The following is a 24,867-nucleotide window of genomic DNA, read 5'->3' as shown; positions in this document are numbered from 1 at the left end:
GTATAAGCAAGGTCAACGGGCTTTTTTGTTTTATTATTGCTATTTAATGACAAGTGAATGGGTGATCGTGATTAATTATGTTTAGCCCACACCATCGTGCGACCTTTATCATCAAACGCGACTACGTTATAGCTGTCTTTCTTATCACCATATTCCATACCAGGGGATCCCATTGGCATTCCTCCAACAGCCAAGCCTTTCATTCTTGTTGGTTTGCTCGCTAAAAAACGTTTGATATCAGCCGCAGGAACATGACCTTCAAAAGTATAACCTTCAATTTGAGCGGTATGACAAGACGCATACTCAGGTAATACGCCTAGTTTGATTTTTGTGGGGGTGAGATTTTCTTGATAAACGTTTTCTAACTCAAAGCCATTATCTTTCATATGTGCGACCCATTCTTTACAGCAACCACAATACGGTGATAAATAATTCGTGCCTTTGATAATAGGTGCTGTTGTTACTGTTTTTGTGTGTGTAGTTGCCGCAACCGTTGTTGCTGAAACGAAAAGAGCACAAGTTAATAAAGTACGTTTGATGATCATAATAACATTCCTAAATAACGCGATGCATGCCATTAAACTATGGCTGCAAATAAATGATGTAAGTAAGTGGATAAATATAGCGAAGCACTTACGCCATCGGTGGTTTTAGTAATGGTTCATGATAATAACGAGGAGAATGGCATAATTCATTTGTGAGTATTTCGGTACTACGAAAGGATTGAAAACTAAAGTTAGATAACAATGCTGGCTGATGTTGTGATGAACAATCATTGTCATTACAGTCATCATAACAATGAGTGCTAAGAGTGTTGGTTACAGTTGTTGTATTATCACAACAATGAGTAAGTTCTACATCATTACAATGGGTGATTGGCATTATTGTTGAGGTGTACGCATATGCTGTATTGGTTAATACAGTAATGATAAGTACGCTATGAACAATAAAATAGAACCAATGACGTCGCATTTTTAGATTAACTTACTCTTTAATGATTTTTTGCATTATAGGTTTAATACGCCATACAACAATGAATAACTTGTAATAAAGTATTAAATACACCTATATTACATTGCTTACATGAATGTCTGACACATATTCTTACAGCTAATTTATGGATAAAAAAATCAATTCGTTTAAATTCATCCTTGCGCACTGTGATGAATAACGTTGGGTTTATTCAATGTATTAAATGCGCTTTTAGGAAAGAAGATGCAATATACTGAAAAAGATCGTCGAGTTTTGCACGACACATGGATGAGCTACAAAGCAAAAATGCGTATAACTCAAATAGAAATGGCGAAAAAGCTGGAGTTAACGCAACTTGAATTTTCAGACATTCTGCGAGGGGATTCTGTTATTCAACAGCAGTTTGTTAATGATTTTTGCGGTATTTTAAATATTGATCCGGTGTTGATTCTGCCTTCGTTACGTGAAGCCGTGCAAAAGGGATCGTTAGCTAATTCAATAATCAAAAATACGTTTATCTTTGATGGTGAGATTAAGAAAGTAACGTATGTTGGTAATCAGCTTATTGTTGAATACGAACATACACCAAGCATCAGTTAGATTAGATGTGAGGTATTGCTATTTATTCTAGAAAAAAGGCTCATCGCATTATGCTATGAGCCTTTTTTATTGTTCGATATTATTTTTTGTTTTTCTTTGCATTCTCGTCCCATTCAGGGATAAAGAAATAAAGTATTGCTGCTGAAAGTATGGAACCCATTACATCAGAAGGGAAGTGCATACCAAGCCATAAACGACTAATACCAACGCCTGTTGCCCAAATAATTAGGCCACCAGCTAAAAGATATTTACCTCGACGAATAAAGAAACCGCCCCAGAATAAAACACAGATAGCAGCAAAAATAGTATGACCTGATGGGAATGAGTAGTTAGTTTCACCTTCCCAACTACGTAAACGCCAAGGACTAACATAAACTCCCGCTTCCTTTACAACGTTATCTTTAGCAGCTGAATCTAACGCATAGAAAGCGGCCGGAGAATCAACTAAATGTAAGCGTTGTAATTCATAGGTATAAGGGCGAGGAATAGCGGTTTCATGTTTTAATACTGTTTTAGTGACAAAACTTAACACTAATAAAATACCAAATTGAATCCATACTTTAGTGATGGTTTTCTTTGGTAATCGCATGAAAACAGGTGTCAGGCATAATAATGCAGCGGTAATAAGGAAGAATGGACTGCCAGCACTGCCAGTTAATAAGGCAAATGAAATACCTGCTGCATTACTTACCGGTGTCGTTAATGCTGAGACTGGAACAATATGGATTGCAATAAATAGCAATATAGCAAATAAACCTAATGCGAAAAAATTAGGTAATTTTTTAGATATAAAAGTCATCATCGAGAGCGTTCTATCTTGTCATGTAATAATAATTAAGTAAGCCATAAAAAAAACTGTCGACTGTCATAAAATTGACAGTTTTTCATGATTTAAAACGGCTGCCTTTTTCGCATAAATAACACAAAATGTCATTAAGAAAATCGTTGAACAACAATTTCTATACTTATTTGTCAGGTGATGTTCATGTTTCTCAACTTATTAACAATGAAATAATAATTTAAATGCAGAGTATTTACAAAATTATCGGTTGTAATAATGTAAATTTTGTAAGTTTTATGAGGGTGTTTTAGTGATATTTCTCAATTTGTGAAGGCTATCACGTGAAAAGGTGCAAACATTAAGAAAACTTAATGTTTATCTTAAACTAAGTTTAGCTAACTACTGTATGGTTAGCACATGCTTAAACGACATATGTTGTTTATTAATTTTGATGTAATGATATGGAGAAGGGAATGAGTATTCTTGGACATTTCCAAAAGCTCGGAAACGCGATAATGTTTCCAATCGCAGTATTGCCTATTGCTGGTATTTTATTGCGTATTGGACAACCCGATCTATTAAATATACCTTTTATTGCAGCGGGTGGTCAGGCGGTTTTTACCAACTTAGCGCTTCTATTTGCAATGGGTGTTGCGGGTGGTTTTTCAAAAGATAATTCAGCAGCAGCAGCGATTGCCGCAGCAGTTGGTTATTTCATTATGATGGCTGCAATTAAGACGCTTAATGCTGATGTTGATCCCGGTGTTGCTGGCGGTATTATTATTGGTGTCTGTGCGGGTCTATTATATAACCGTTTCCATGCAATCAAATTGCCAGAGTTCCTTGGCTTCTTTGGTGGTAAACGTTTTGTTCCTATCATTACCGGTTTAGTTGCACTGATTCTTGCTTTTGCATTCAGTGTTATATGGCCTCCTGTTCAAGATGGTATTAACCATTTAGGTCAATGGATCCTAACGAGTGGCGTACCTGGCGAATTCGTTTATGGTGTTGCTAACCGTCTATTGATTCCACTTGGTCTGCACCACATTCTTAACAGTATGGTTTGGTTTGTATTTGGTAACTATACAGATCCTGCTACTGGTCAAGTGGTTACTGGTGAAATCTCACGTTTCTTCGCGGGTGACCCATCTGCGGGACGTATTCTAAGTGGTTTCTTCCCTGTAGTAATGTTTGGTCTTCCAAGTGCGGCATTAGCTTTCTATGTAACCGCTAAGAAAGAGAACAAGAAAGTTGTTGGTGGTATGTTGTTAAGTGTTGCATTAACTGCATTCTTAACTGGTATCACTGAACCAATCGAATTCATGTTCATGTTCCTAGCACCAGGCTTGTATGTAGTACACGCTATCTTGATGGGTCTTAGTATTGTTGTTGCATCAATGCTTAATATCCACATGGCGTTTAGCTTCTCATCTGGTTTGATTGACTACATCCTGAACTTTAACGCTCCAGCAGCGCATAATTCATGGGAAATTATCCCAATGGGTCTAGTGGTTGGTGCGCTTTACTTCGTGATCTTTGTTGGTGCGATTAAGATGTTTAATCTTAAAACACCGGGTCGTGAAGATGCACCTGAAGAAGATTCAAACCCAGATTCAGACAGCAAGGCTGATTTAGCAGTACAATACCTAGCAGCACTAGGTGGCAAAGATAACTTAACTGATATTTCTGCTTGTATTACTCGTCTTCGCCTAGGTATTGTTGACCGTACAATCATCAATGACGCTAAACTAAAACAGTTAGGTGCGAAGGGTGTTGTAAACGTAGGTTCAAATAACCTTCAAGTTATTATTGGTCCACAAGCTGAAATTATTGCTAACCAAATGAAAGCACTTTAAGTCTTCATTCGTTAAGTAATAGAAGTATTCGCGATTTCATAACTTCCCCCTATGGTCGCGTTAAACGGTCTACCTCTGGTAGGCCGTTTTTTTATATCTAAAAATAAAAGTGGACGGTGTATAATACCGATCATTATCAACAAAGTATTAATGAGTGATTAGATCTAGGTTCGGCATGAAATGAAAATATTAATAATTGAAGATGACCTGACTACGCGTGAATTTGTTGCGAGGGGATTACGAGAGCAGGGTTTTGTTGTCGATGAAGCTGAGGATGGTCACCAAGGCTTAATGATGGCAACCCGTTGTGAATACCAGCTAATTATTTTAGATCGCATGTTACCGCAATTAGACGGTCTTAAAGTGCTAGGTGCATTAAGAGCGACGGAAAACCATACGCCAGTATTAATATTAAGCGCGATGGACAGTGTTGAAGATCGGGTTATCGGGTTAACAGCTGGGAGTGACGATTATCTTACAAAGCCCTTTGCTTTAGCTGAGCTTGTTGCTCGCGCCAATATTCTTGTCAAACGTAATCAATTAGTCGCAACGGTTTTGTCTGAATATAGCTATGATGATTTACGATTAGATATTAAATCACACCGTGTATGGCGTGGTTCTCGGTTAATTAACTTACAGCAAAAAGAGTTCTTGTTACTGCAATATTTGATGGAACATGTTGAAAGTGTTGTTTCACGAATGAGCCTATTTGAATCGGTTTGGAGTTATCATTTTGATCCCAAAACCAATGTGATCGATGTTCATATTGCTAATTTACGAAAGAAACTAGAATTAGATGGTGAGCCAAGTTTAATTCATACTGTTCGAGGGGCTGGTTATGTCTTACGCCGGGTCTGAAAACCTGTCGCGATCAACTATTTTTAAAGTGTTGATGTATTTTATTACCTGTGTCGCTTTTATTTTTATTCTATTTATCAATCAGGTAGTGGTTAGTTCTGAAACGTTTTATCACCAGCAATTAAAACGTGATTTGGTTAATGAAGCTAATTTGTTTTCGATGATAGTTAATAAAGGTGATAGCGCTGCTTTATATAGAACGATAGCACAACGTAAACTAAGTAATACGACATTTAGCTACGTCATACAGCCAACAAAGCGTATTAACAAAGAGTTATTAATATATCCAACAGCGTCTTTTATCTTTGGTCATGGTAAAACATCGCAATTATCTCAAGTGGTACCGTTGCCTTTGGGAATGGAATTAGTCATAAAGATTAATCCTCAATTTATGCAATCGTACCGACAAACTGTTATTCCGATGTTGCTTTCTGGTATAGCGGTGCCTGTGATTCTTATGTTGGCTGGAGCATCATTATTTGCGGTGGTCATTTTAAAAAAATTAGCCCGGGTTAATCAGGGTATGAACCGCGTTATATTGGGTGAGAAAGGGGTTAAGTTACCAGTAAGTGCCAATGATGATGAATTTGATGTGTTAGCGATGCATCTGAATTTTTTGATTGAACAGGTAGAAAAAAAGGAAACATCGTTAAAGGAATTATCGGTTGGAATGGCACATGATTTACGTACTCCAATTGCTCGTATGAAATTACGCTTAGAACGGTTATTAACCCAAAATACAGCACCGCACACCAAAGAATTAGAAGCGTGTCATGATGACTTAGAAGTCTTATTAAGTATGTTTAATGGCATGTTGGAAATTGCTAATTTAAACAGTGGCAAGCAGCATATTGACAAAGAATGGGTTGATTTGTCTCAAGTGTGTCGTGATGTTGTTGAGTTTTTATTGCCTATTTCAGATGAGAAACAACAACGACTGAGCTTTAGAGAAGACCAACCATACCGATTACAAGGTGAACCTAGTTTATTATTTAGGGCTGTCTATAATCTGGTTGAAAATTCAATTAAGTACACGCCTGAGCAGGGTGTTATTGATGTTATCGTTGATCATTTTGGCGTGGTTGTGATTGATAATGGCATGGGGGTATCAAATGAAGATAAAAAACGTATTCGTGAACCTATGTTTCGCGCTGATCGTAGCCGTACCCATCAAGGTTTTGGATTAGGATTATCGCTAGTTGAAGCGGTGGTTATTCGCCATAATGGTGAGTTAGTTTTCAGTGATAATCATCCAGGATTACGATCACGACTGTATTTACCACTCGCGTCTGAAGTTAGCAATAAAGATCAATAAAACATCACTAAATACCATCACCATCAAAAAAGCCCAATCGATAGTCGGTTGGGCTTTTTCTTAGTAATACATTTTTGAGTAATAATGAATGAGACTGATTAACGATGACTTAATTAACTATTAACTATTTTGTTAATTGTTAATAGCGTTAAATTTGTCTTTGCGCTCATTAAAACGTGACACTAAGTCATCAATACTATCTTGGCAATAAGGCTTTAAGCCACTCATTACCATGCGCTTACTGCCTGTACCTACAATCTCTCCGTTTTCTTTAAAGCAGAAATGAAGAGTAACATTGCCACGTTTGCCTTCTACTTCAATAATAGAATCGGTTAGTTCAACAGTGGGCGCAGTAAGGTCTAAACGAGTGAAATCAAGTTCCATACATTCATAGATCACCAATGGGCGTGTTGGGTTGATCATGATGTCTTTAGATTTCATCAATGGAACCATGATGTGAGGAAAGTTCATTCCTGAAAATTGCACATAGTTTTTAGTGACTTGTGAAATTAACACTTCATTTTTTGTTGTTTCACCGCTACGTTTAACATCCATGTAAACTTTACCCTTACAGTCGATCACTGCTAGCTCTGTAGGGGATTTTATATCTATAAGTAGGCAGCTTGATTCATTGATCATGCCTGCAAATTCGAAACGCATTTTTTGGCTAAGGCCAACATTTGCTAAAAGAACCGAAAATAGCAGATCGCCAGGTACACAAAAACGCTTGTTATCTTCATCGTGAATAGGGTTAAAGTCACCGGCTACACGTTTTGCAAAATGGCTTGCTTGTGCACGAGTAAAAGATAATTCACCGCTGTTATCTGAATAATATGAATCTAAAAACATGTTTACTTATAATACCTAAAAATAAGACTGCCGCTATTCTACAACATAAACATCACTTTAATGGTCTAGCCAGATGATATTAATGTAAATACATATATTGATGAAATGCATAGTAATAATAGTCGGCAAAAAAAGTCCAACTAAATACGGTTGGACTTAGTAAGACAGCCAGAATAGCCGTATTGGTTACAAACGGATATCGAGTGGGATCACTGTAACACTATCACCAATTTGTGCATATTCTTGTTGTGGTGAAATTTCTATTAGACAATTAGCCTCGCTCATTGAACGTAAAATACCAGATCCTTGTGAACCAATTGTTTTGACGGTAAGACGACCGTTAGCATCCCACTTAAAATAACCACGTAAATATTCAGTGCGTCCAAGACGAGAACGCAGAGGTTCTGCTGCAATGGCAGTATATGTTTGTGGTTGCCAATCTTGATAACCTTGTTGTTTACGAATCGCGGGCTCTACAAATTGTAAAAATGTCACCATAACAGCGACAGGATTTCCCGGTAAACCAAAGAACGGGATATCATTAATATGACCAAAGGCGAGTGGACGACCAGGGCGCATATTGATTCGCCAGAAATTAATTTCACCTAGCTTATCAAGAATAGTTTTAATGTAGTCAGCATCACCAACAGAGACGCCTCCTGAAGAGAGAATCATGTCAGCTTGTTGGCTAGCTTGGTTCAATGTCGCTTCAAGCGCGGTTTCACTGTCTTCAATAATACCTAAATCAACGACTTCACAACCTAGACGAGTCAGTAAAGCAAATAAGCTATAGCGGTTGGAATCATAAATACAGTTTTGGCGTTGTGCTTCACCGGGGGCTTGTACTTCATCACCGGTTGAGAAAATAGCGACACGAAGAGGAGTATTAATGGTTATTTCATTGAGCCCAAGTGATGCGACCATGCCAAGCTCTGGTGCTGTGATGGTTTGTCCTTTTGCGACCGCAACTTGATCAATCGCAAGATCTTCACCCGCTAAACGGACATTTTGACCTGCTTTAATCGCACCCATAGCAAGATTGAACGTGACAGTGTCACCATCTTGATGTGCTTGTTCACGCATAACCACGGTATCAGCAGCTTGAGGAACGGGTGCGCCTGTCATGATACGTACTGCTTCACCTGCTTGTAGCGGGTGTGGATAATGATGCCCAGCAAGCACTTGACCGACAACGGTATAGCTATTGAGATTAATATCTGTGCCACGAATAGCGTAACCATCCATTGCTGAATTAGTATGTTGTGGCACATTTACAGGTGAGAGAATATCAGTATGTACGATATGATCCAGTGCGTGTTTAAGCTCAACGATCAGTGGGTTATCAATGGTCTTTATTTGCGCAAGAATACGCTGGCGACCTTGTTCAACCGATAATAGACCTTGTGGCTGAACATCATCACAACTGGCTGTTTTTATTGGCTGTTGTTGTGATTGAAAACTGTATTGCACCACGAAATCGGTTAATTGTTCGAGATCATCAATGCTTATTTGCGGTAAGGCTGTGTCGGCTTTAATGTCACTCGCAATCGCAATAATATTGTTATCGTCTTGAAATAACCACGGTTTATTAATCACTTGACGGTGTAATTCAATTTTAGGGAAATCGAGTGATTTAAAACCTTCGACTAAAATTAGATCAAGCTGAGTTTGATCTAATTGGTTAATTAGATAGGGCAAAGTTGCTTCAGTTGTTGGTGTTTCACTGATTAATGCTCGGCGATAACGCGAGGAGATAAGCATTTGGCTTGCACCTGCTTTGCGTAATCGGTAGCTATCTTTGCCTGGCTCATCAAGATCAAAATTATGGTGTGCGTGTTTAATAACGGCAACGCGTAACCCACGTTCGACCAATTTAGGTAACATAGCTTCAAGTAGGGTGGTTTTTCCGGTACCACTGAATGCAGCAAAGCCTAATAATGGTACTGATGCGTTAATTTGAGTCATGGCGTGCTCCAAATTGTGATAATTCATCAGGGGTATTAAGGTTAATAAAAGCATCAGTTTGGTCACTAAAATCAACCGTGATCATATTGCATTGGCGATAAAGTAAAATGATTTTACGATCACCATTAGCTAAGAAAGCTTCTAATTTAGGTAAGATACGACGATGAAGTAGTGTTACAACAGGTTGAATGTAATCACCATTATGAGCAACCGCTATATCAGTGTCAGGTTGACATGCCGCTGCCATTCGAGAAACTAAATCATGAGGGAGTTGCGGGCAATCACAAGGTACAAATCCAATCCAATCGTTATCAATGTGGTGTAAAGCTGCATGCATGCCACCGAGCGGGCCGGGATAGTTTTCAATGCTATCACCAAACACATCACCATATTGGCTGTAGATATTCTGATTACGGTTAGCATTAATGCTGATATGAGATGTTTGGGGAGTCAGTGTATCAATAACATGTTGAATAAAGGGTTGACCTGCAAGTTCAATCAGGCCTTTATCGTTGCCTCCCATACGGCTGGCTTGGCCACCCGCTAAAATGACCCAATGGGTTTGTTCAGGCGTAGGCATAATTATCCTTATTGTTTTTGATATCTGTAACGAGTTGGAGATCGGCTCGTTCAATTAATTGGGTGTCATTGATTGTCCATTGACGGCGACAAAGTGCAGTGAGTGCATTTTGCTGGTGGCTGGTGATCACTAAACTGGTGCCACGTGATAATAAATCTTCCGCTAAAATGACTTGGCGATTGATGGATTCTTGATCCATGCTGGCACTGGATTCATCCATTAATAATACGCTAGGTTTAAGTACCCATGCGCGTGCCATAGCGACGCGTTGGCGTTCACCACCAGACAATACCGAGACATGTTCATCAGCTAACGTTTCAAGGCCGACCATGCGTAGTGCATTTATCGCTTCGTTTCGACGTTTTTGGCGATCTTTAATCGCAAATCTTAATCCATAGCATACATTGTTAAACACGGTAGCATCAAACATGTACGGTGTTTGGTGTAAGTAGATAATACTCCCTTCATAGCATCCACTAAAGAGGCGTTTAAAAAAAGTATGTTGGTGAATATTAACACTGCCAGTGGTCGGCTTTTGTAATCCGGCTAAGACTTTCAATAAGGTCGTTTTACCTACGCCGTTATCACCCGTTAAATAAATGGCATCTCGAGGGGCTAAATTTAGTTGAGGAATGTGAAACAGTAATCGGCTTTTAAAACGAACAGAGAGGTCGAGTGCCTGAATAGAAGCTGGAGTCATAAGAGGCCTCGCTTAGTTAGTTAGTTCGCAAATGGGCTTTGCCACGCGCGATAGATAAAATAAAGTTTAGACCCAAGGCTAAAATAAGTAACACCATTCCTAATGCGACCCCTTGAGCAAATGCACCTTTTGAGCTTTCAAGTGCAATGGCAGTTGGAATATTTCGCGTTGAATTTAAAATATTGCCTCCCACCATCATTGAACAACCGACTTCAGTGATTACGCGACTAAAAGACGCCACAACAGCGGCAAGTAATGGAAATCGGCTCTCCCACATTAAACTGAGTAAAGCACGAGGATAGCTAGAGCCTAATGTTAATGCGGTTTCCCATGCGCGACGATCACTGTTTTGAAATGCGGCATGCATCATTGATATTAGTAACGGAAAACAGATTAGCACTTGGCCTAATATCATCGCTTTTTGAGTAAACAACATTTGCCAATTGCCGAGGGGGCCTGCACGTGAGAGCAACATATAAAGCAGTAAACCAATGACGACGGTAGGTACTGATTGTAAGGTGTTAATTAACGACAATGTTAGCCAACGCCCAGGAAATTTGCCATAAGCTAAAGCAAAGGCAATTAACAATGAAGGAATAATCACCAAGGCGATGGCAAAGAGAGACACAGAAAATGATACGCCAACAATGCCCCAAAGTGCGCCATCGCCGCTAAAGAGAAGTTGAGTCGCTTGTTGCGTTGTCTGCCAAATATTCATTGTGGTGTATGTTCTAACCTAAAAAATACGCCGATGAATGCCATCATTCACGTTATTAACAGTAAGTCTAAAGCGTTATGTTATAACTGTGATCTCATTATAGTTAATGAGTGAATAAACATTTATCGGCGAAGTGTTACATTAAATTAAGATGTTATTTTTATTGCGTTTGTGCATCAGCAACGAATAATTGCTTACCGTGACGTTGGTAGTTATTAATCAGTTTCTGTGCTTTAGGGTTAACTAACCAATCACTGAATGTTTTAGCGCCTTGGTAGTTAAGATCAGGGTAGCGGCTTGGGTTAATCAAAATAACTTGGTAGGGGTTAAATAAACGCTTATCACCCTCAACCATGATTTCAAGATCAAGTTTGGTTTCATAGGCTAACCATGTACCGCGATCTGTTAATGTATAAGCTTGTAATTCTGACGCCATGTTAAGTGTTGGACCCATACCTTGACCAACCGCTTTGTAGCCACCGAAGTTAGGCTCCATTTTTGTTTGAGCCCAGATATTAAGTTCTTTTTTATTCGTACCTGAATCATCACCGCGAGAAATAAACACCGCATTATCTGTCGCTATTTCTTTTAATGCATGTGCGACATTTTTATCCCCTTTGATTTTCGCAGGATCATTTTTCGGGCCAACTAAAACGAAATCGTTGTACATTAATTTACGCGGTAATACGCCAAAGCCTTTTTCAACAAACTGTGCTTCTGATTGTGGAGCATGCGTCATAACGAGATCAACATCACCGTGTTCACCCATGCGCAATGCTTTACCTGTCCCTGCGGCTAGCACTTCGACGGTATAACCGGTGTCTTTAGTAAATACAGGCAATAAGTAATCCAGTAATCCTGAATGATAGGTGCTGGTGGTCGTCGCTAGACGTACCGTCTTATTCATTGCTGTTTCTGTGGTCGCATAAGCCATCGTTGCCGATGCGCAGCCAAGAATAACTAAAGTTGTTTTTAATAAGTTCATCAACGTTCCTGATCGATTGGTTTGCATTAAAAAATGCTGAGATGATAAGTCACAAGTTTTTGGCGCTGAATATATGCGGCAAAATGACCCATCTTCCCGCAATAAAGAGCACTGCTCAGCTATAAGCAAATAAAGTGCCACCTTTTAAATGTTGATGAAAAGGTCTTATTATGTGATTTTGGTATCAAATATTACGTAAAATAGGTTAAAGATAACCGAAGTTGTACTTAATGATAAAACAATTTTGACTTAATGATTCGTAGTGAGACAAAATGTCGCAAATTTTAGTTTGGTTAAAATGTCTCGGTATCTATGTCTGATTTTAGTTTGTCTTCATCTTGGACTGCGGTTTCTGTATTAGTGGTTGATGATGAGCCAGGAATGCGCACGATTTTAAAGAAAGCGTTAAGTAAAAAATTTGCTCAAGTTGATACCGCAGGAAGTATTGAAGAAGCTGAAGAGATTCGTAAACGTTGCCATTTCGATTTATTAATTGTTGATATTAACTTGCCCGGTCGTTCTGGTATTGAATGGCATGAAGCGTTTGATCCGACAACACGTCGTAGTGATGTGATTTTTATGACCGGTTATGCGGATTTAGAAATGGCAATCCAAGCCTTACGTGCTGGTGCGTCTGACTTTATTCTAAAACCGTTTAATCTTGATCAGATGATGCAATCAGTGAATCGTTGTATTGAACGTCGGTTAGTGGAACGTCAAAATTTCGCATTGCAACGTGATGTTGAGCGTAGTTACCCCGTGAATATCATTGGTGATGCGCCGGCGACACAAAAGATGAAAAAGCTGATCGCTCAAGTTGCACCATCTATTGCTGCGGTATTAGTGGAAGGTGAATCGGGTACAGGTAAAGAATTGGTTGCGCGCGCTTTACATCAATTAAGTAAGCGTACTGGGCCTTTTGTTCCTATTAACTGTGCCGCCATTGCCCCTGAACTTTTAGAAAGTGAATTGTTTGGGCATGTCTCTGGTGCATTTACTGGCGCGAAGAAAAGCCGTGAAGGTCTGTTTCGGGTTGCCAATAATGGCACGTTGTTTCTCGATGAAATTGGTGAAATGCCATTAGCTATGCAGTCATCATTGTTACGCGCCCTAGAACAAAAAGCGATTCGTCCTGTGGGCTCTGAGCGAGAAATTCAAATTGATGTTCGTATTGTTGCGGCGACTAACCGTAACTTAAAACTTGAAGTTGAAGAAGGGCGTTTTCGTCGAGATTTGTATTATCGACTTAATGTATTAACCATTGATTTGCCATCATTACGTGAACGTGTAGAAGATATTCCGTCATTAACCCATCATTTTACACAGCAACTCTCAAAAGATTTAGGTATGAAAACGGTTAATTGGACCCATGAAGATATTTTGGCAATGCAGGCCTATTCATGGCCCGGTAATATTCGTGAATTACGTAACATGATGGAACGCTGTATTTTGCTGGGTAAGCCACCAGCAGATTATTGGCGTGAATTACAAGGTGATGCATTACCTGTTTCTGTAACCAATACGCAGGGAGTGACAGGCGAAGAATTAGAGATACATGCCACACATCCGCAACGACCATGTCAATGCCATGAAGACGGTGAAGATCAGTATTGTTACCCAGTTACGTGGACATTAAAAGAAGTTGAAAAAGCACATATTATGCAAGTTGTTGATGCTAGCGATGGTAATAAATCAGCAGCAGCTCGTCAGCTCGGTGTGGCAAGGAAAACATTAGAGCGTAAATACAAAGAATGGACTGATGAATTATGATAAAAATAATCTTATGAAAGTAAAAGCATTTATCTTAATGTGGCTCTGGCGCTTTAAAACCATGGTGCGTTATCGACTTTTAGTGCTTACATCTGTGCCTATATTTCTTACATTATTAGCGCTAATTGCAATTACCTTTTATTGGACGATAACCTACACTTGGCAAAATGCATTAATGAATGTAAGAGCTGATTTAGCGGTGGCTCATCACAGTATGGTGCTTTTAAAAAAAGAACAGCGGATGGAGTTACAAGCATTGGCTAATTCTTACGGTTTTCAGCGACGGTTACGTTTTAATGAAACGGCATTAGATGAGTGGGTACGTCAGCAAGATAAAAATCATCAATTAGATTTTGTGGTATTACATTCAGTAAATGATATTGGAATGTTTTCAGCACAAGAGCAACAGTTATTACGTGCAGGAAAAGAGCAGACTTTTTTTCAAGTACTAAACAGTACAGCGCTTTATGATTTAAATCCCAATTTACCCGCAAAAGCGCAATTACCGTTACTTAAAGAAGGCACGATTGAACAAAAAGGACTGGTTAGTCGTAGTTTAGTCCCTATTTTTAATCAGCAAGGTTCTCTTAAATGGATTTTAGACGGCGGTATTTTATTAAACAATAGTACTTCGCTGGTGGATCGTATTCGTAATTTAGTTTACGCCGATGGTACGTTACCAAAGGGAAGTCTTGGTACTGTCACTTTATTTATGGGTGATGTTCGCATTAGTACTAATGTGCCATTAGACAGTGCTAATCTTATTGGTCGAGCGGTAGGAACCCGTGTTTCGAAAGAGGTTAAACAACATGTCTTGCAACAAGGGAAAACGTTTGTTGATCGCGCCTTTGTGTATGATAGTTGGTATGTTTCTGCTTATGAGCCGTTACATGCGAATAACGGTAACGTAGTCGGAATGCTTTATACGGGCTATTTGCAATGGCCATTAATTTATCGGCATCTAACCAATATTATTGAAATGGGGATTAGCATTATGTTGGTATTGTTATTCACCAGCATTATTGTTTATAGAGGTTCGCGTGATTTATTTTTACCAATAGAGAAAATTTACCAAGTTGCAAAAGCGGTACAAATGGGGTTAAAGCGACGTGTTGGTAAATTAGATTTGTGCGAAGGGCATGAATTACAAATATTAGGCGCGCAATTTGATTCTATGTTGGATCAACTAGAGCAACGTAACGGACTTATTAAGTTGACCGCGAAAGAGTTGGAAGACAAAGTTGAACAGCGCACCCAGAGTCTGCATCAAAAAACAGAAGAACTAGAACGTCATATTCAGTTATTACATCAAGCACGTTCTAAGCTGGTGGCCACAGAAAAACTAGCCGCACTGGGTGAGTTAACTGCGGGTATTGCGCATGAGATCAATAATCCGGTTGCTGTTATTTTAGGAAACATTGAATTAATTCAGCTAGAGCTTGGTGATAGCACGGCTGATGTTCAAGAAGAGCTGGCCGCCATTCATCTTCAAATTGATCGTATTCGTAATATTACTCGTAGTTTATTGCAATATAGCCGTCAAGGTGGTGTGCAAGATGAAGTGACATGGCATCACTTAAACTTGATTGTAGAAGAAAGCTTAACACTTGTGCGCTCTGGTACTAAAAAGATGGATGTTCAATTTGAAGTTAACCTTAAAGCTAAATGCAGTGTTGAAGCGAATCGTCATCAACTCTTGCAAGTGTTAGTTAATTTACAGATGAACGGTATCCATGCGATGGATGATAAAGGATTATTGAAGATAGCTACCGATGATTGGATTGATGAACAAGGTGAGGTATTAGGGGCGATGGTTGTTATTACCGATCATGGTTGTGGTATTTCAGTACAAAATATGAAACGTATTTTTGATCCTTTTTTCACGACCCGTCGTTCAGGAACAGGATTAGGTTTATCGGTCAGTCAGAGTATTGTGGCTAATGTCGGTGGAGAAATAACGGTTGAATCTGTTGAAGGTCAGGGTTCAATATTTACTGTGTATCTGAAACATAAGAAAGAATCGCCGAGTGAGCTGGATCTTCATGTGACAGCGTAACAAAGAAGAAGGTTAATGAATAACAAAAAGCCCCTTGGTAACTGCAATGAACAAGCAGTTACCAAGGGGCTTTTTTGTCGCGTTACATAATGGATAAACCAAGGATAAGAAACAGTGATGCGGTAAGAGATATTCGGCTAATAAGCCCTAGTGAGGAAGGGATAATCATTTCGGTATGCGGCATAGATGCTCCTTTTGTTTTAAGACAATTTAAAGCATAGCTTATATGTTTGTATCATATTGTTTTAATGTTTAATTTTTTCGATAAAATGAGAGTTAAAACAATAATCGCGGTCATATTGAATCAAAAAGGTGACTAATGACCGCGATATGAGGTTCTATTAATTAGATAAATTTCATCTCTGTCCATGGTTCAGATGGGCGACTTAATAAATAACCTGATTGCCATCCCCATTGCTGGTGGGCTTTAATAAAGGCTTTTGCATCAAATGGTGCGCCATTCGCACGACCAAAACGCGCATTGATAGTTAAGTTTTTAATATCATTGCTGTTGGCAACTTTACCATCAACAGAGCCTGCTGGTGTAAAGGGTACGTTCCATACGGCTGCTGGATCAGAGACATACGGTTGTGAATCTTTATCATATTCAGCACAAATATTACGTGATGATGCATCCATTTTGTTTAGGTAGACATCATAAGTATCACCGAGCATTTTTTGACCTGTTGCCACATTAATTTTACCGTTGTATTTATGCATCAGTTGGATCCAACGTAAACGACGAGCACCTTCTTGTTGACGAATATCGTTGTAGTCAACATCAGAACCTTCAATATAGCGTAAACGTGGATCAACAGAGACGTTTTCGCCAGTGAAGTAGCCTGATTTTAATTCATTGAAGTATTGATAAACACGACCTTGACCAAACTTAGCAATATGGTTGTTATTAATATCACCGATGAGCCATGTATTAGCATAACCACCATTGTTGCTTTTTTCTTCAAGCTTGATCCAACTATCAATGTTATTAGCATACTGACTTGCTTCACGAACTCGAATAAATTCAGGAGTGCCACCGGCTTTCCAATCCATCACGTTGGCTAATGTGGTTTCTACAACGGCAAGACCTGCGCCTGTTTCCCAGAAGTCGGTACCAGATTCAATCATACCAGGTGTTGTTTGGAAGGCCATTTTGTAACCTTTATCTGGTGTAATATCTAAAATGACGTTAGAAAATTGACCAGACCAGAAATCATTAAAGGTTTCGTGACCAATGACAATACCTTTATTATTTGTCGCGTTGCCTGTTGCGATAAAGGCACTGCAATTACCTTTAGCACCTTCAATGTTGGCACTGTTTTTACTTAGTTCAACATTATTGGTGTTCATTTCAGCTTTAGTATACGGGGCAGGGAATGCGGATGTATTAATTAAACCAGGATCAACCCACTTGGTATAATTATGCATCCCCACTGAAGGCCACCAGTAACCTGTAAGCTCAATCATGTCGTTCCAAGTAATGATGTCAGCAAGAGTGACATGCAAACCTGCGGCATTAAGACCTTTTGCAATTCCTTCCATCTCTTGGCGAAGTTCTGCTGGGATCTTACTTTTTGTTTGTTCTAGCGCAGCTTTCTGCCATGAACTATAAGGCACACCGGTTGTTAGGTAGGTCATGCTCCAACTGTCTTTCCACGCTAATTTAAAATCAGGCGCGATAAGATAACCATATTGGAAACCACGATCAAAAGCGTTGCCTTTAATACCGACATGCCACCAGCCATTCTTTTTCACTAATTTAGCTTGATCAACAATTTTTTGTTGTTGCTCAGTTAATTTGGTTTTGTATAACGCGCCAGTCACAGGAGCTGTAATTTGCTCAAGTAAGGGTTTCGGTGGGTATTGAGTTAAATTTTGTGTATCAGAAGTTGATGCGTTGGCATAACTCACAGATGCAAGGGCAATAACACATGCAAGCACTGTCTTTTTACCTAGATGATGTTGTGAAATATTATTCATAATAAATATGTTGTTTGAGGTGAGAAAGAGGTGCTCATTATCCCCACTTTTTTCTGTTCAACAAGACATTGAGCAGTAGTGATTACTTTATAAAATGTAAACATAACCTGCCATTTTTTATATAATTCTTATTGGTTAGAAATACAAAAAAGAAGATTAATTTTTAATGATAACCAAATAATTTTGTTACTAATAGTCGTTAAAGTGAGATGTTAAATTGCTAAATGTAGGGTTATTGAAATAAAAAAGCCAGCATCATGAATGCTGGCTTTTTACGATATGAACTAACAACAATAATTAATTATTTGGTTAATTCTTTCAGTTTTTTATGTTGGTAATATTTAGCATCAGCAGTAATTGATGTGCTCTTACCTGTTTGTAGCCATTGCTTAATACGGCCAGCATCACCAATTGGTGTCATTTTGCCTTGTGAATCAAGCATCACCATTAGGATCTTCTTACCATCAATCGTTGTTACCATCGCTAAACAACGACCAGCTTCATCAAGAAAGCCCGTTTTGCTTAGATTAACTGTCCACTTTTTACCACGTACTAGCGCATTGGTATTGGTGTAACCTAATTTATAACGAGGGTTAGTAAAGTAAGCGGTGTGAACTGCACCATTAGTGCTGTAGTTACGAATGGCAGAATACTTGTAAGCAGCGCGTACCATCTTAGCAACGTCTGATGCTGTTGAGCGGTTTTTAGGGTTAAGACCTGAACTATCAACAAAGTGAGTGTGGGTCATACCGAGTGCTTTAGCTTTAGCATTCATTGCGCGAATAAACGCGTTGTAACCACCTGGGTAGTTAGCAGCAAGGGCAGCAGCCGCTAAGTTTTCAGATGACATTAATGCAATGTGCATTGTCTCGCCACGGCTTAATTGTGAACCAATACGAACGCGAGAATATGTATTGTACATATGCTCTTTATCCGTTTTAGTGAACGTGATTTTTTGGTTCAGCGGTAACTTCGCGTCTAATGTTACCATCGCGGTCATTAGTTTTGTTAGTGACGCAATTGGCATCACGACATTGGAATTTTTATGATAAAGCGTTTTCCCTGAGCTTAGATCAATTACATAACTACTCACAGAAGCAGTCTGAAGATTACTTGGTTTGAGTTTGCTGGTGTTGATACTTGCGAAAGAAGAAAAGCTGACACTTGCAAGTGTAAAAAATAAAATTAAAGCGTTGCGCACAATGGCTCCTTGGATCCCATTTAAGAGGGAAATAATTATCCTGATATTGTCATCTTTTCGATTGTGGTTAAGCAAGTCATGTTTGTGTAAATCCTATTTATAATCGTTCATAAAACCAGCAGTTAAACCGAAGTTGCTAATGAAACACGATTCAATAAAATAATTGTTTAATATATTCACGATAAAATTAATTCTAACGCATTTAATTACCTCTAGTGATGACGTGAAATGAGGGGCGTTATTTTAAAGACCAGCATGATGAATGAAAATGGTTGTTATGGAGGCATTTTTCTTGTTATTTATTGTTGTGTTGGTTGTTTGATTTCTTTTTGTGGGCAGGAGATCTAACTGACTCGCTTAGAATGCAATCATTAAGGTCATAGTGCTATGACCTTTGATTTTTACTTGTAAATTAATTAGCACTCCATACTTGTTGGCCTGTACGGATAAAATTATAGCCGCCTAATTGGTCACCATGTGCTTGAATTTCACTATTGGTTAATGATTGTAATAGCTGTTGTTGTAAGGTACGGAAGTAAATATTTTTAGGGATAACCAGTTCAAATGCTTCTGTACATAGCGGTATAAAACCTAATCCAAATTCTCCTGCGGTACTTTGACTCGCGCAACCAATATCTGCTTGTTCTCTGGCAATCGCAGAAGCTAATTCACGTTCACTGTTACAACAATCAACTTGATTAAGCATCGCCATATTATAGCCATGACCATGGATCCATTCTTCTAATGCTCGCATACTTCCTGCGCCTTGTTGACGTAATGCCCAACGCCAACGTGGTGACAGTAATTCATGCAATTGAATAGAGCGGCTATTAACGGTATCTGCCAATGTAGGACTTACGACTAAGCCTTGTTTTCGCTCAAAGGCATGGACTAAGACCCAGTTTTTATGCCCAGGATATTGTTGCAATAAGGCCGGATGTCGCAAACTGGCTTCTTCTACATTTCCCCAATGGATAGCACAGATATCAACATGACCTTTGCTTAACATCGCCAGTCCTTGACGAGTTCCTGTTGAGGTATAACCAACAAGGGCAGTACTACCGAGTTGATTTGCCATTTTACCGACAATGCATTGTAGTAATGGATCATCAGAGCCTGCAATCAGTAACCGATCGTTTAAAACGCCATTATGGCAAGATTCTAACAACCACTTATCAAGCATGGCTTTAGGAAATAGCCATTTACCTGTTACTTTCGTTGCAGGCAGTAGCCCATCATTAGCTAAGGCATACACTTTCTTTTCATTAAGGTCGAGATATTCAGCTACCAATTTGGCATTCATAAATTCAGGGAAATCAGCCATTAGTCTTGATTACCTTTACTTTCGTGACCTTTAACATCCAGTTCGATGTTGTCGCTACCATTATAGATTTGAAAACGCAGTCCTTTAGCGCGAGCAATCATGGTAATACCGAGTTTCTTAGCAAGATCGTAGCCCATTTGAGTTGCACCCGATCGAGACAACAATACAGGAATACCCATTTGCGCGACTTTAATGACCATTTCAGAGGTTAAGCGCCCCGTGGTGTAGAAAACCTTATCTTCACCCGTTTGTTGTTGTAGCCACATTTCACCGGCAAGGGTATCTACTGCGTTATGACGACCTACATCTTCCACAAACGATAAAATCTCTGTGCCTTTACACACGGCACAACCATGAACAGCGCCGGCGGCTTTATAGGTTTCATTATGATGGGTCAATGCTTCAAGTAAACCATATAACATCGATTGTTTAATTTGTGGTTGCGGTAGGGTTATACCTTCAAGCTTTTTCATGACATTGCCATACATGGTGCCTTGACCACAGCCAGAGGTAACGGTTTTCTTTTCTAATTGTTGCGCTAAGTTTTCAGTATTTTCATGTGTGATGACAACTGCGGCATTGGTTTCCCAATCGATCATTACAGATTCGATCGCGCTAAGATCATTAATAAAGCCTTGGTTTTTTAAATAGCCTAATACTAATGCCGATGGACGTTCACCTAAGGTCATAAGGGTTACTACTTCAACCCAATTAAGGTACACCGTTAACGGATGCTCACAGGCAATCTCTTTTGTGTGTCGATCTCCATACTCATCAATAATGTCTACTGACATCGTTTGCTGCACTGTCGCTTTGGTTTTTATGATTTTAGGCAATGTCGCCATTTGAGATCCCTGCGTAATAAGTGTGGTGTGTTTAATTATGGATGTTGAAACCATAAGTTAAGCAAAGATTGTTCCAATATTACGTAAATTAACGCATTCATTATTAATCAGTAGATATTGATAAAAATGCGCACTTTTAATGTGGTTTCTTTTTATTGGTCTAATATTTGCTTATAGCTCCTTAATACGTGAAATCTTAATAAGTGAAATGCCGTTTCACATCAACAGTTTTCAATAACAAGATAAAGGCGGAATAGAACCCGCTAGTAGGAGTGAATGTGCCAAAACAAGCAGAACTTGAATTAAAGAAAAATGAACATGTTTGGCCAATTAATTTTCGCTTGCAAGCTGAAGAACGCCAAGTAGGTCGTTGGACAACTCATGCATGGACAATTGAAGATATTTGTTTGTATGAAGAAGATCTTGCTGTTGATATGACAATTGCTGATATAGGGGCTGGTAACTACATGATGCCTCTAGAACTTTTTCGTGATGAACGGATGGAATATCGGTTTAACTTAAATTCGCAAAGCCCACATTTATTCTTTATTTGTGCTGAAGAGGACGAGCAATTAAAACCTGTTTTAGTCACTGCTGCGCAAGGTGTCGCGGCACGTTATATGGATGGTGATTATGTGGTTCTACATATAGATATTCCATTAGCGATTCAAGCATGGATGGAAGCATTCTTAGGTCGTCATGGTGAATTGTTTGAATTTAAACGTAAACGTGGCGGCGATAAGAAAAAAGGACGTTCAAGTGGCAACTAATTTCTTTCAACGTTGGTCAAGCCGTAAGTTAACCCCTGTTGATAATACAGAAAGCACTAATACAGAAACGATGACTGAGACTGAAGCCGTTGATGATCCACTGACTCTTAATGTTTTAGATACCGCTGTAGAGGATGTCACTAATACCCGTGATAGTGAACAAACATCAATTGTTTCTTCTGCGACATCAGTTTCCCCAGCAACATCACTAGATGCTATAGCAGAAGAGTCGGTTATTGAATTGACGATTAATGATGCTGATAACGTGACTTATGACTCGGGAGTTGCGTCATTTATGCAACAACAAGTGACTAAGTCCGTAAAAAAGGCGGCATTACGTAAATTGTTTCATTCTGAAGAGTTTAATTATATCAGTGATATGGATGATAGCACTGAAGACTTCAGTAATATGCAAGGCTTAGCACCAGAAATTGCATCACAAATGCGGAGTTGGATTAATACCGTCACGGAGACAGCAACTGAAGCACTCAAAGATGATGGAATAACAGCATTAACATCAACGGCTGAGATTAATGCGGCTGATTCTATTATTGATTCTACAACCGTTGATTTGCCAGCTAACCATATAGCGATAGCCAGTGAGGATACAGCGAATGATGGGCTCGTTAATCATGTAGATACAACACATACCGATGAAGAGGTTATCCCTACGGCTGATTTATCGTTAACGCCCATTATTGATCGTGATCTTAAAAGTGATGAACAGAAATCCTAACGCGAAAAAATAAAAGCGTTTGAGAATTATTAATACTAATCATAAAAACAGACTGGGACAAAAAGGGAAGATTAATAAAATCGTAAAGAGAGACAATTTGGCGCGTTAGTTCGCTACAGGTAAGACAAAATGTCTCATTTGTTTATAACGCAATATCCTCGTTATGATTTTAGTTCCTTTTAGGTCATTTTATTCCGTGAAAAGTTGGATCGGTTATTGCTCTATATAGAGTAGAAGAAAAGTCATTATTTTCTAACGACACTGATTAGCGGTAGTGAGCAAACAGGAATAACAATGTTAAAAAGTACATTAAATGCATTTACTGATATTAATGGTGTCGCACGAGCTGCTGCCATTACAGGAACAATAGAACTTGCCAATCTTATTCCGCCAACAGTGACGTATGAAAGTCGTGGTAATTTATTGATCATTGGTGAAGCTGAACAACTACTTCACGTTGCCGATCAATTTGAAGCACTAAACAGTGTGACGTTACTGGCGACAGATTCAAAAACATGTGAAACCAAAACAGCGCATACCTTGTATTACAGTCAATCAATTACCGTAAAAGGATATCTGGGTGCATTTGATGTTCATTGCCGTATAGGGCATGACGCGACAGCCCTTGATATTAATGCACTTGAAACGAACTTAGCGAAAATAGCTATTGGACGTCAATGCTTTGATATTGTGCTTGATATGACAGCAACTGGGGTTATGAATGTTGAAATTCCAGCAGCGGGTTATTATGCCGTTGGTCAAGGTTCTGCATCTCAAGCATCAAAAAAACGTGTTGCTGAAAAACTAGCGACGCTGGTGGAAGATCTCCCTTCTATGATAGGGACATTTGATAAGCCTAAATACTTTCGTCTAAATCCTGATTTATGTGCGCATTCATCACGAAGTGTAAAAGGTTGTGATCGTTGTATTGATGCGTGTCCTGCGGGAGCATTAAGTTCAGACGGTATTGCAATTGCAATTGATCCTTACCTTTGTCAGGGAGTAGGAACATGTGCGACGGCATGTCCAACGGAAGCGATCAGTTATGCCTTACCTGATCCTCAAATTACGCAAAATTTTGTTCATAGTGTTTTAGCGCGTTATAAGCAAGAAGGTGGTCAATCTCCGACACTGTTACTTTATGGTGATCGTGATACTGCTGTGGTTAAAAAGGCTCTTGCTGTACTTCCAACGTCTGTTATTACGATTGCATTAGAAGAATTGGCAACTGTAGGGATTGATACTTGGTTTAGTGCCTTAGCTTATGGTGCACATCAAGTTCTATTAGCAACCAATACTACATACATTCCTGCAACGATTGATGCTGTATTAACTAATGAACTAACGATTGCTCAAAACTTCTTAACTGAATTGGGTTATGACGCTGATCGTATTTGTTTATTTGATTTTGCTGATAGTGCGAATTTTAAATGTTATGAAGCAGCCCTTGTTGATCCGATTGAAACGGCACTAACAGGCACTAAGCGTGAAAAACTATTTACTGTTTTAGAAGCGCTTAATCAGACAAGTCCAGCTCAACCAACCCATTCAGCTGTAGCGGCTAATGCCCCTTATGGCTCTGTAACATGTAAGACAGAAGATTGTACGTTATGTATGAGTTGTGTAGCGGTTTGTCCAACCCGTGCCTTACATGCCATTGGTGATCGCCCAGGCTTACTATTTGTAGAACAAGATTGTATTCAATGTGGTATGTGTGAAACCGCATGTCCTGAGAAAGTGATTACCCTAGAAGCCGGTTTTAATTGGGATTGGCAAACACGTAAAGCCGATAAACTTGTTCATGAAGAACCTGCTGCATGTTGTATTAGTTGTGGAAAACCTTTTGCCCCAGCATCTATGGTGAAAATGTTGACAGAAAAACTTCAAAGTCATTCACATTTTCAAGGAGAAGCTATTCGTCGTTTATCTATGTGTGAAGATTGTCGTGTTCGCGATATTTTCGAAAAGATGGAACAAGATCCACAAAGTCAGACAAGGGTATAAGG

The 24,867-nt window shown here is 39.1% G+C and carries 22 protein-coding genes; 9 read left to right on the top strand and 13 right to left on the bottom strand.

Going from position 1 to position 24,867, the window contains the following annotated elements:
- Positions 1–71: 71 nt before the first annotated feature.
- Together C9J51_RS08535 and C9J51_RS08530 are read right to left on the bottom strand one after the other, a co-directional pair.
- Positions 72–539 carry a DUF411 domain-containing protein gene (locus C9J51_RS08535; RefSeq protein ID WP_244907481.1) on the bottom strand — a complete coding sequence of 156 codons (468 nt, stop codon included), beginning with the start codon at positions 537–539 and terminating at the stop codon, positions 72–74.
- Between the two features lie 94 nt (positions 540–633).
- A complete protein-coding gene (locus C9J51_RS08530) occupies positions 634–972 on the bottom strand; it encodes a hypothetical protein (RefSeq protein ID WP_045038034.1) in 339 nt (112 codons plus the stop codon).
- A 243-nt stretch (positions 973–1,215) separates the two neighbouring features.
- On the opposite strand from C9J51_RS08530, the gene C9J51_RS08525 reads away from it, so the two are divergent.
- Positions 1,216–1,572, top strand: coding sequence for a hypothetical protein (locus C9J51_RS08525; protein WP_045038033.1), 357 nt, complete (start codon positions 1,216–1,218; stop codon positions 1,570–1,572).
- 79 nt (positions 1,573–1,651) lie between these two features.
- Here C9J51_RS08525 and C9J51_RS08520 read toward each other — a convergent pair whose 3' ends face one another.
- On the bottom strand, positions 1,652–2,374 hold the full coding sequence (locus C9J51_RS08520) for a phosphatase PAP2 family protein (protein ID WP_045038032.1): 723 nt from the start codon (positions 2,372–2,374) through the stop codon (positions 1,652–1,654).
- A gap of 452 nt (positions 2,375–2,826) precedes the next feature.
- Between C9J51_RS08520 and nagE the strand changes: the two genes are divergently transcribed.
- From nagE to C9J51_RS08505, 3 genes are all read left to right on the top strand, one after another.
- On the top strand, positions 2,827–4,209 hold the full coding sequence (nagE, locus tag C9J51_RS08515) for an N-acetylglucosamine-specific PTS transporter subunit IIBC (protein ID WP_045038031.1): 1,383 nt from the start codon (positions 2,827–2,829) through the stop codon (positions 4,207–4,209).
- Positions 4,210–4,389: 180 nt separating this feature from the next.
- On the top strand, positions 4,390–5,067 hold the full coding sequence (locus C9J51_RS08510) for a response regulator transcription factor (RefSeq protein WP_045039564.1): 678 nt from the start codon (positions 4,390–4,392) through the stop codon (positions 5,065–5,067).
- Positions 5,048–6,382 carry a sensor histidine kinase gene (locus C9J51_RS08505; RefSeq protein ID WP_107237903.1) on the top strand — a complete coding sequence of 445 codons (1,335 nt, stop codon included), beginning with the start codon at positions 5,048–5,050 and terminating at the stop codon, positions 6,380–6,382. Before C9J51_RS08510 ends, C9J51_RS08505 begins: the two co-directional genes overlap by 20 nt.
- A gap of 132 nt (positions 6,383–6,514) precedes the next feature.
- Here C9J51_RS08505 and C9J51_RS08500 read toward each other — a convergent pair whose 3' ends face one another.
- From C9J51_RS08500 to C9J51_RS08475, 6 genes are all read right to left on the bottom strand, one after another.
- Entirely contained in the window at positions 6,515–7,231 is a 717-nt protein-coding gene (locus C9J51_RS08500; protein WP_045039563.1) for a DUF3581 domain-containing protein, read from the bottom strand.
- 186 nt (positions 7,232–7,417) lie between these two features.
- Complete coding sequence (locus C9J51_RS08495; protein ID WP_045039562.1) at positions 7,418–9,196, bottom strand: bifunctional molybdopterin-guanine dinucleotide biosynthesis adaptor protein MobB/molybdopterin molybdotransferase MoeA; 1,779 nt, start codon at positions 9,194–9,196, stop codon at positions 7,418–7,420.
- Entirely contained in the window at positions 9,183–9,776 is a 594-nt protein-coding gene (mobA, locus tag C9J51_RS08490; RefSeq protein WP_045039561.1) for a molybdenum cofactor guanylyltransferase MobA, read from the bottom strand. Before mobA ends, C9J51_RS08495 begins: the two co-directional genes overlap by 14 nt.
- Positions 9,763–10,476, bottom strand: coding sequence for an ATP-binding cassette domain-containing protein (locus C9J51_RS08485; protein WP_107249776.1), 714 nt, complete (start codon positions 10,474–10,476; stop codon positions 9,763–9,765). The genes mobA and C9J51_RS08485 overlap by 14 nt, the downstream gene beginning before the upstream one ends.
- Before the next feature lie 16 nt (positions 10,477–10,492).
- Positions 10,493–11,194, bottom strand: coding sequence for an ABC transporter permease (locus C9J51_RS08480; protein WP_045039560.1), 702 nt, complete (start codon positions 11,192–11,194; stop codon positions 10,493–10,495).
- A 160-nt stretch (positions 11,195–11,354) separates the two neighbouring features.
- On the bottom strand, positions 11,355–12,128 hold the full coding sequence (locus C9J51_RS08475) for a substrate-binding domain-containing protein (RefSeq protein WP_231579437.1): 774 nt from the start codon (positions 12,126–12,128) through the stop codon (positions 11,355–11,357).
- Between the two features lie 363 nt (positions 12,129–12,491).
- On the opposite strand from C9J51_RS08475, the gene C9J51_RS08470 reads away from it, so the two are divergent.
- The gene (locus tag C9J51_RS08470; RefSeq protein WP_045039559.1) at positions 12,492–13,949 is read left to right on the top strand and encodes a sigma-54-dependent transcriptional regulator; all 1,458 of its coding nucleotides are present in this window, start codon (positions 12,492–12,494) and stop codon (positions 13,947–13,949) included.
- A 61-nt stretch (positions 13,950–14,010) separates the two neighbouring features.
- Positions 14,011–16,005, top strand: coding sequence for a sensor histidine kinase (locus C9J51_RS08465; protein WP_197076370.1), 1,995 nt, complete (start codon positions 14,011–14,013; stop codon positions 16,003–16,005).
- Positions 16,006–16,350: 345 nt separating this feature from the next.
- Here the strand turns inward: C9J51_RS08465 and C9J51_RS08460 are convergent, their stop codons facing one another.
- The 4 genes from C9J51_RS08460 to fdhD all read right to left on the bottom strand — a co-directional run bounded on the left by C9J51_RS08460 (position 16,351) and on the right by fdhD (position 21,355).
- Complete coding sequence (locus C9J51_RS08460; RefSeq protein WP_107274962.1) at positions 16,351–17,985, bottom strand: C45 family autoproteolytic acyltransferase/hydolase; 1,635 nt, start codon at positions 17,983–17,985, stop codon at positions 16,351–16,353.
- Positions 17,986–18,286: 301 nt separating this feature from the next.
- Complete coding sequence (gene pbpG / locus C9J51_RS08455) at positions 18,287–19,186, bottom strand: D-alanyl-D-alanine endopeptidase (RefSeq protein WP_045038019.1); 900 nt, start codon at positions 19,184–19,186, stop codon at positions 18,287–18,289.
- 412 nt (positions 19,187–19,598) lie between these two features.
- Positions 19,599–20,510: a helix-turn-helix transcriptional regulator gene (locus C9J51_RS08450; protein WP_045039557.1), complete on the bottom strand. Its 912-nt coding sequence runs from the start codon at positions 20,508–20,510 to the stop codon at positions 19,599–19,601.
- The gene (fdhD, locus tag C9J51_RS08445; RefSeq protein WP_045038017.1) at positions 20,510–21,355 is read right to left on the bottom strand and encodes a formate dehydrogenase accessory sulfurtransferase FdhD; all 846 of its coding nucleotides are present in this window, start codon (positions 21,353–21,355) and stop codon (positions 20,510–20,512) included. Before fdhD ends, C9J51_RS08450 begins: the two co-directional genes overlap by 1 nt.
- Before the next feature lie 278 nt (positions 21,356–21,633).
- Here fdhD and C9J51_RS08440 point away from each other — a divergent pair, with 278 nt between their 5' ends.
- The 3 genes from C9J51_RS08440 (at position 21,634) to C9J51_RS08430 (ending at position 24,865) form a co-directional block, all read left to right on the top strand.
- Complete coding sequence (locus C9J51_RS08440; RefSeq protein WP_045038016.1) at positions 21,634–22,125, top strand: DUF3305 domain-containing protein; 492 nt, start codon at positions 21,634–21,636, stop codon at positions 22,123–22,125.
- Positions 22,115–22,861, top strand: coding sequence for a DUF3306 domain-containing protein (locus C9J51_RS08435; protein WP_052667846.1), 747 nt, complete (start codon positions 22,115–22,117; stop codon positions 22,859–22,861). Before C9J51_RS08440 ends, C9J51_RS08435 begins: the two co-directional genes overlap by 11 nt.
- 294 nt (positions 22,862–23,155) lie before the next feature.
- Positions 23,156–24,865, top strand: a complete 1,710-nt coding sequence (locus C9J51_RS08430; RefSeq protein ID WP_045039556.1) for a 4Fe-4S dicluster domain-containing protein — start codon at positions 23,156–23,158, stop codon at positions 24,863–24,865.
- Positions 24,866–24,867 lie beyond the last annotated feature (2 nt).

Origin of the sequence: Photobacterium iliopiscarium, from assembly GCF_003026395.1 — a bacterium.
GTDB lineage: Bacteria > Pseudomonadota > Gammaproteobacteria > Enterobacterales > Vibrionaceae > Photobacterium > Photobacterium iliopiscarium.
Note: the sequence above shows the minus strand (reverse complement) of the source record. Positions and strands in the feature narration are given on the sequence as shown.

Excerpts from the sequence above, each read along its gene's own strand:
- fdhD (WP_045038017.1), bottom strand. The coding sequence starts at position 21,355 with ATGGCGACATTGCCTAAAATCATAAAAACCAAAGCGACAGTGCAGCAA.
- C9J51_RS08465 (WP_197076370.1), top strand. The coding sequence starts at position 14,011 with ATGGTGCGTTATCGACTTTTAGTGCTTACATCTGTGCCTATATTTCTT.
- C9J51_RS08470 (WP_045039559.1), top strand. The coding sequence starts at position 12,492 with ATGTCTGATTTTAGTTTGTCTTCATCTTGGACTGCGGTTTCTGTATTA.
- C9J51_RS08530 (WP_045038034.1), bottom strand. The coding sequence starts at position 972 with ATGCGACGTCATTGGTTCTATTTTATTGTTCATAGCGTACTTATCATT.
- C9J51_RS08475 (WP_231579437.1), bottom strand. The coding sequence starts at position 12,128 with ATGGCTTATGCGACCACAGAAACAGCAATGAATAAGACGGTACGTCTA.
- C9J51_RS08430 (WP_045039556.1), top strand. The coding sequence starts at position 23,156 with ATGTTAAAAAGTACATTAAATGCATTTACTGATATTAATGGTGTCGCA.
- C9J51_RS08525 (WP_045038033.1), top strand. The coding sequence starts at position 1,216 with ATGCAATATACTGAAAAAGATCGTCGAGTTTTGCACGACACATGGATG.
- mobA (WP_045039561.1), bottom strand. The coding sequence starts at position 9,776 with ATGCCTACGCCTGAACAAACCCATTGGGTCATTTTAGCGGGTGGCCAA.
- C9J51_RS08500 (WP_045039563.1), bottom strand. The coding sequence starts at position 7,231 with ATGTTTTTAGATTCATATTATTCAGATAACAGCGGTGAATTATCTTTT.
- C9J51_RS08485 (WP_107249776.1), bottom strand. The coding sequence starts at position 10,476 with ATGACTCCAGCTTCTATTCAGGCACTCGACCTCTCTGTTCGTTTTAAA.
- C9J51_RS08520 (WP_045038032.1), bottom strand. The coding sequence starts at position 2,374 with ATGATGACTTTTATATCTAAAAAATTACCTAATTTTTTCGCATTAGGT.
- C9J51_RS08450 (WP_045039557.1), bottom strand. The coding sequence starts at position 20,510 with ATGGCTGATTTCCCTGAATTTATGAATGCCAAATTGGTAGCTGAATAT.
- C9J51_RS08505 (WP_107237903.1), top strand. The coding sequence starts at position 5,048 with ATGTCTTACGCCGGGTCTGAAAACCTGTCGCGATCAACTATTTTTAAA.
- nagE (WP_045038031.1), top strand. The coding sequence starts at position 2,827 with ATGAGTATTCTTGGACATTTCCAAAAGCTCGGAAACGCGATAATGTTT.
- C9J51_RS08495 (WP_045039562.1), bottom strand. The coding sequence starts at position 9,196 with ATGACTCAAATTAACGCATCAGTACCATTATTAGGCTTTGCTGCATTC.
- C9J51_RS08480 (WP_045039560.1), bottom strand. The coding sequence starts at position 11,194 with ATGAATATTTGGCAGACAACGCAACAAGCGACTCAACTTCTCTTTAGC.
- C9J51_RS08510 (WP_045039564.1), top strand. The coding sequence starts at position 4,390 with ATGAAAATATTAATAATTGAAGATGACCTGACTACGCGTGAATTTGTT.
- C9J51_RS08460 (WP_107274962.1), bottom strand. The coding sequence starts at position 17,985 with ATGAATAATATTTCACAACATCATCTAGGTAAAAAGACAGTGCTTGCA.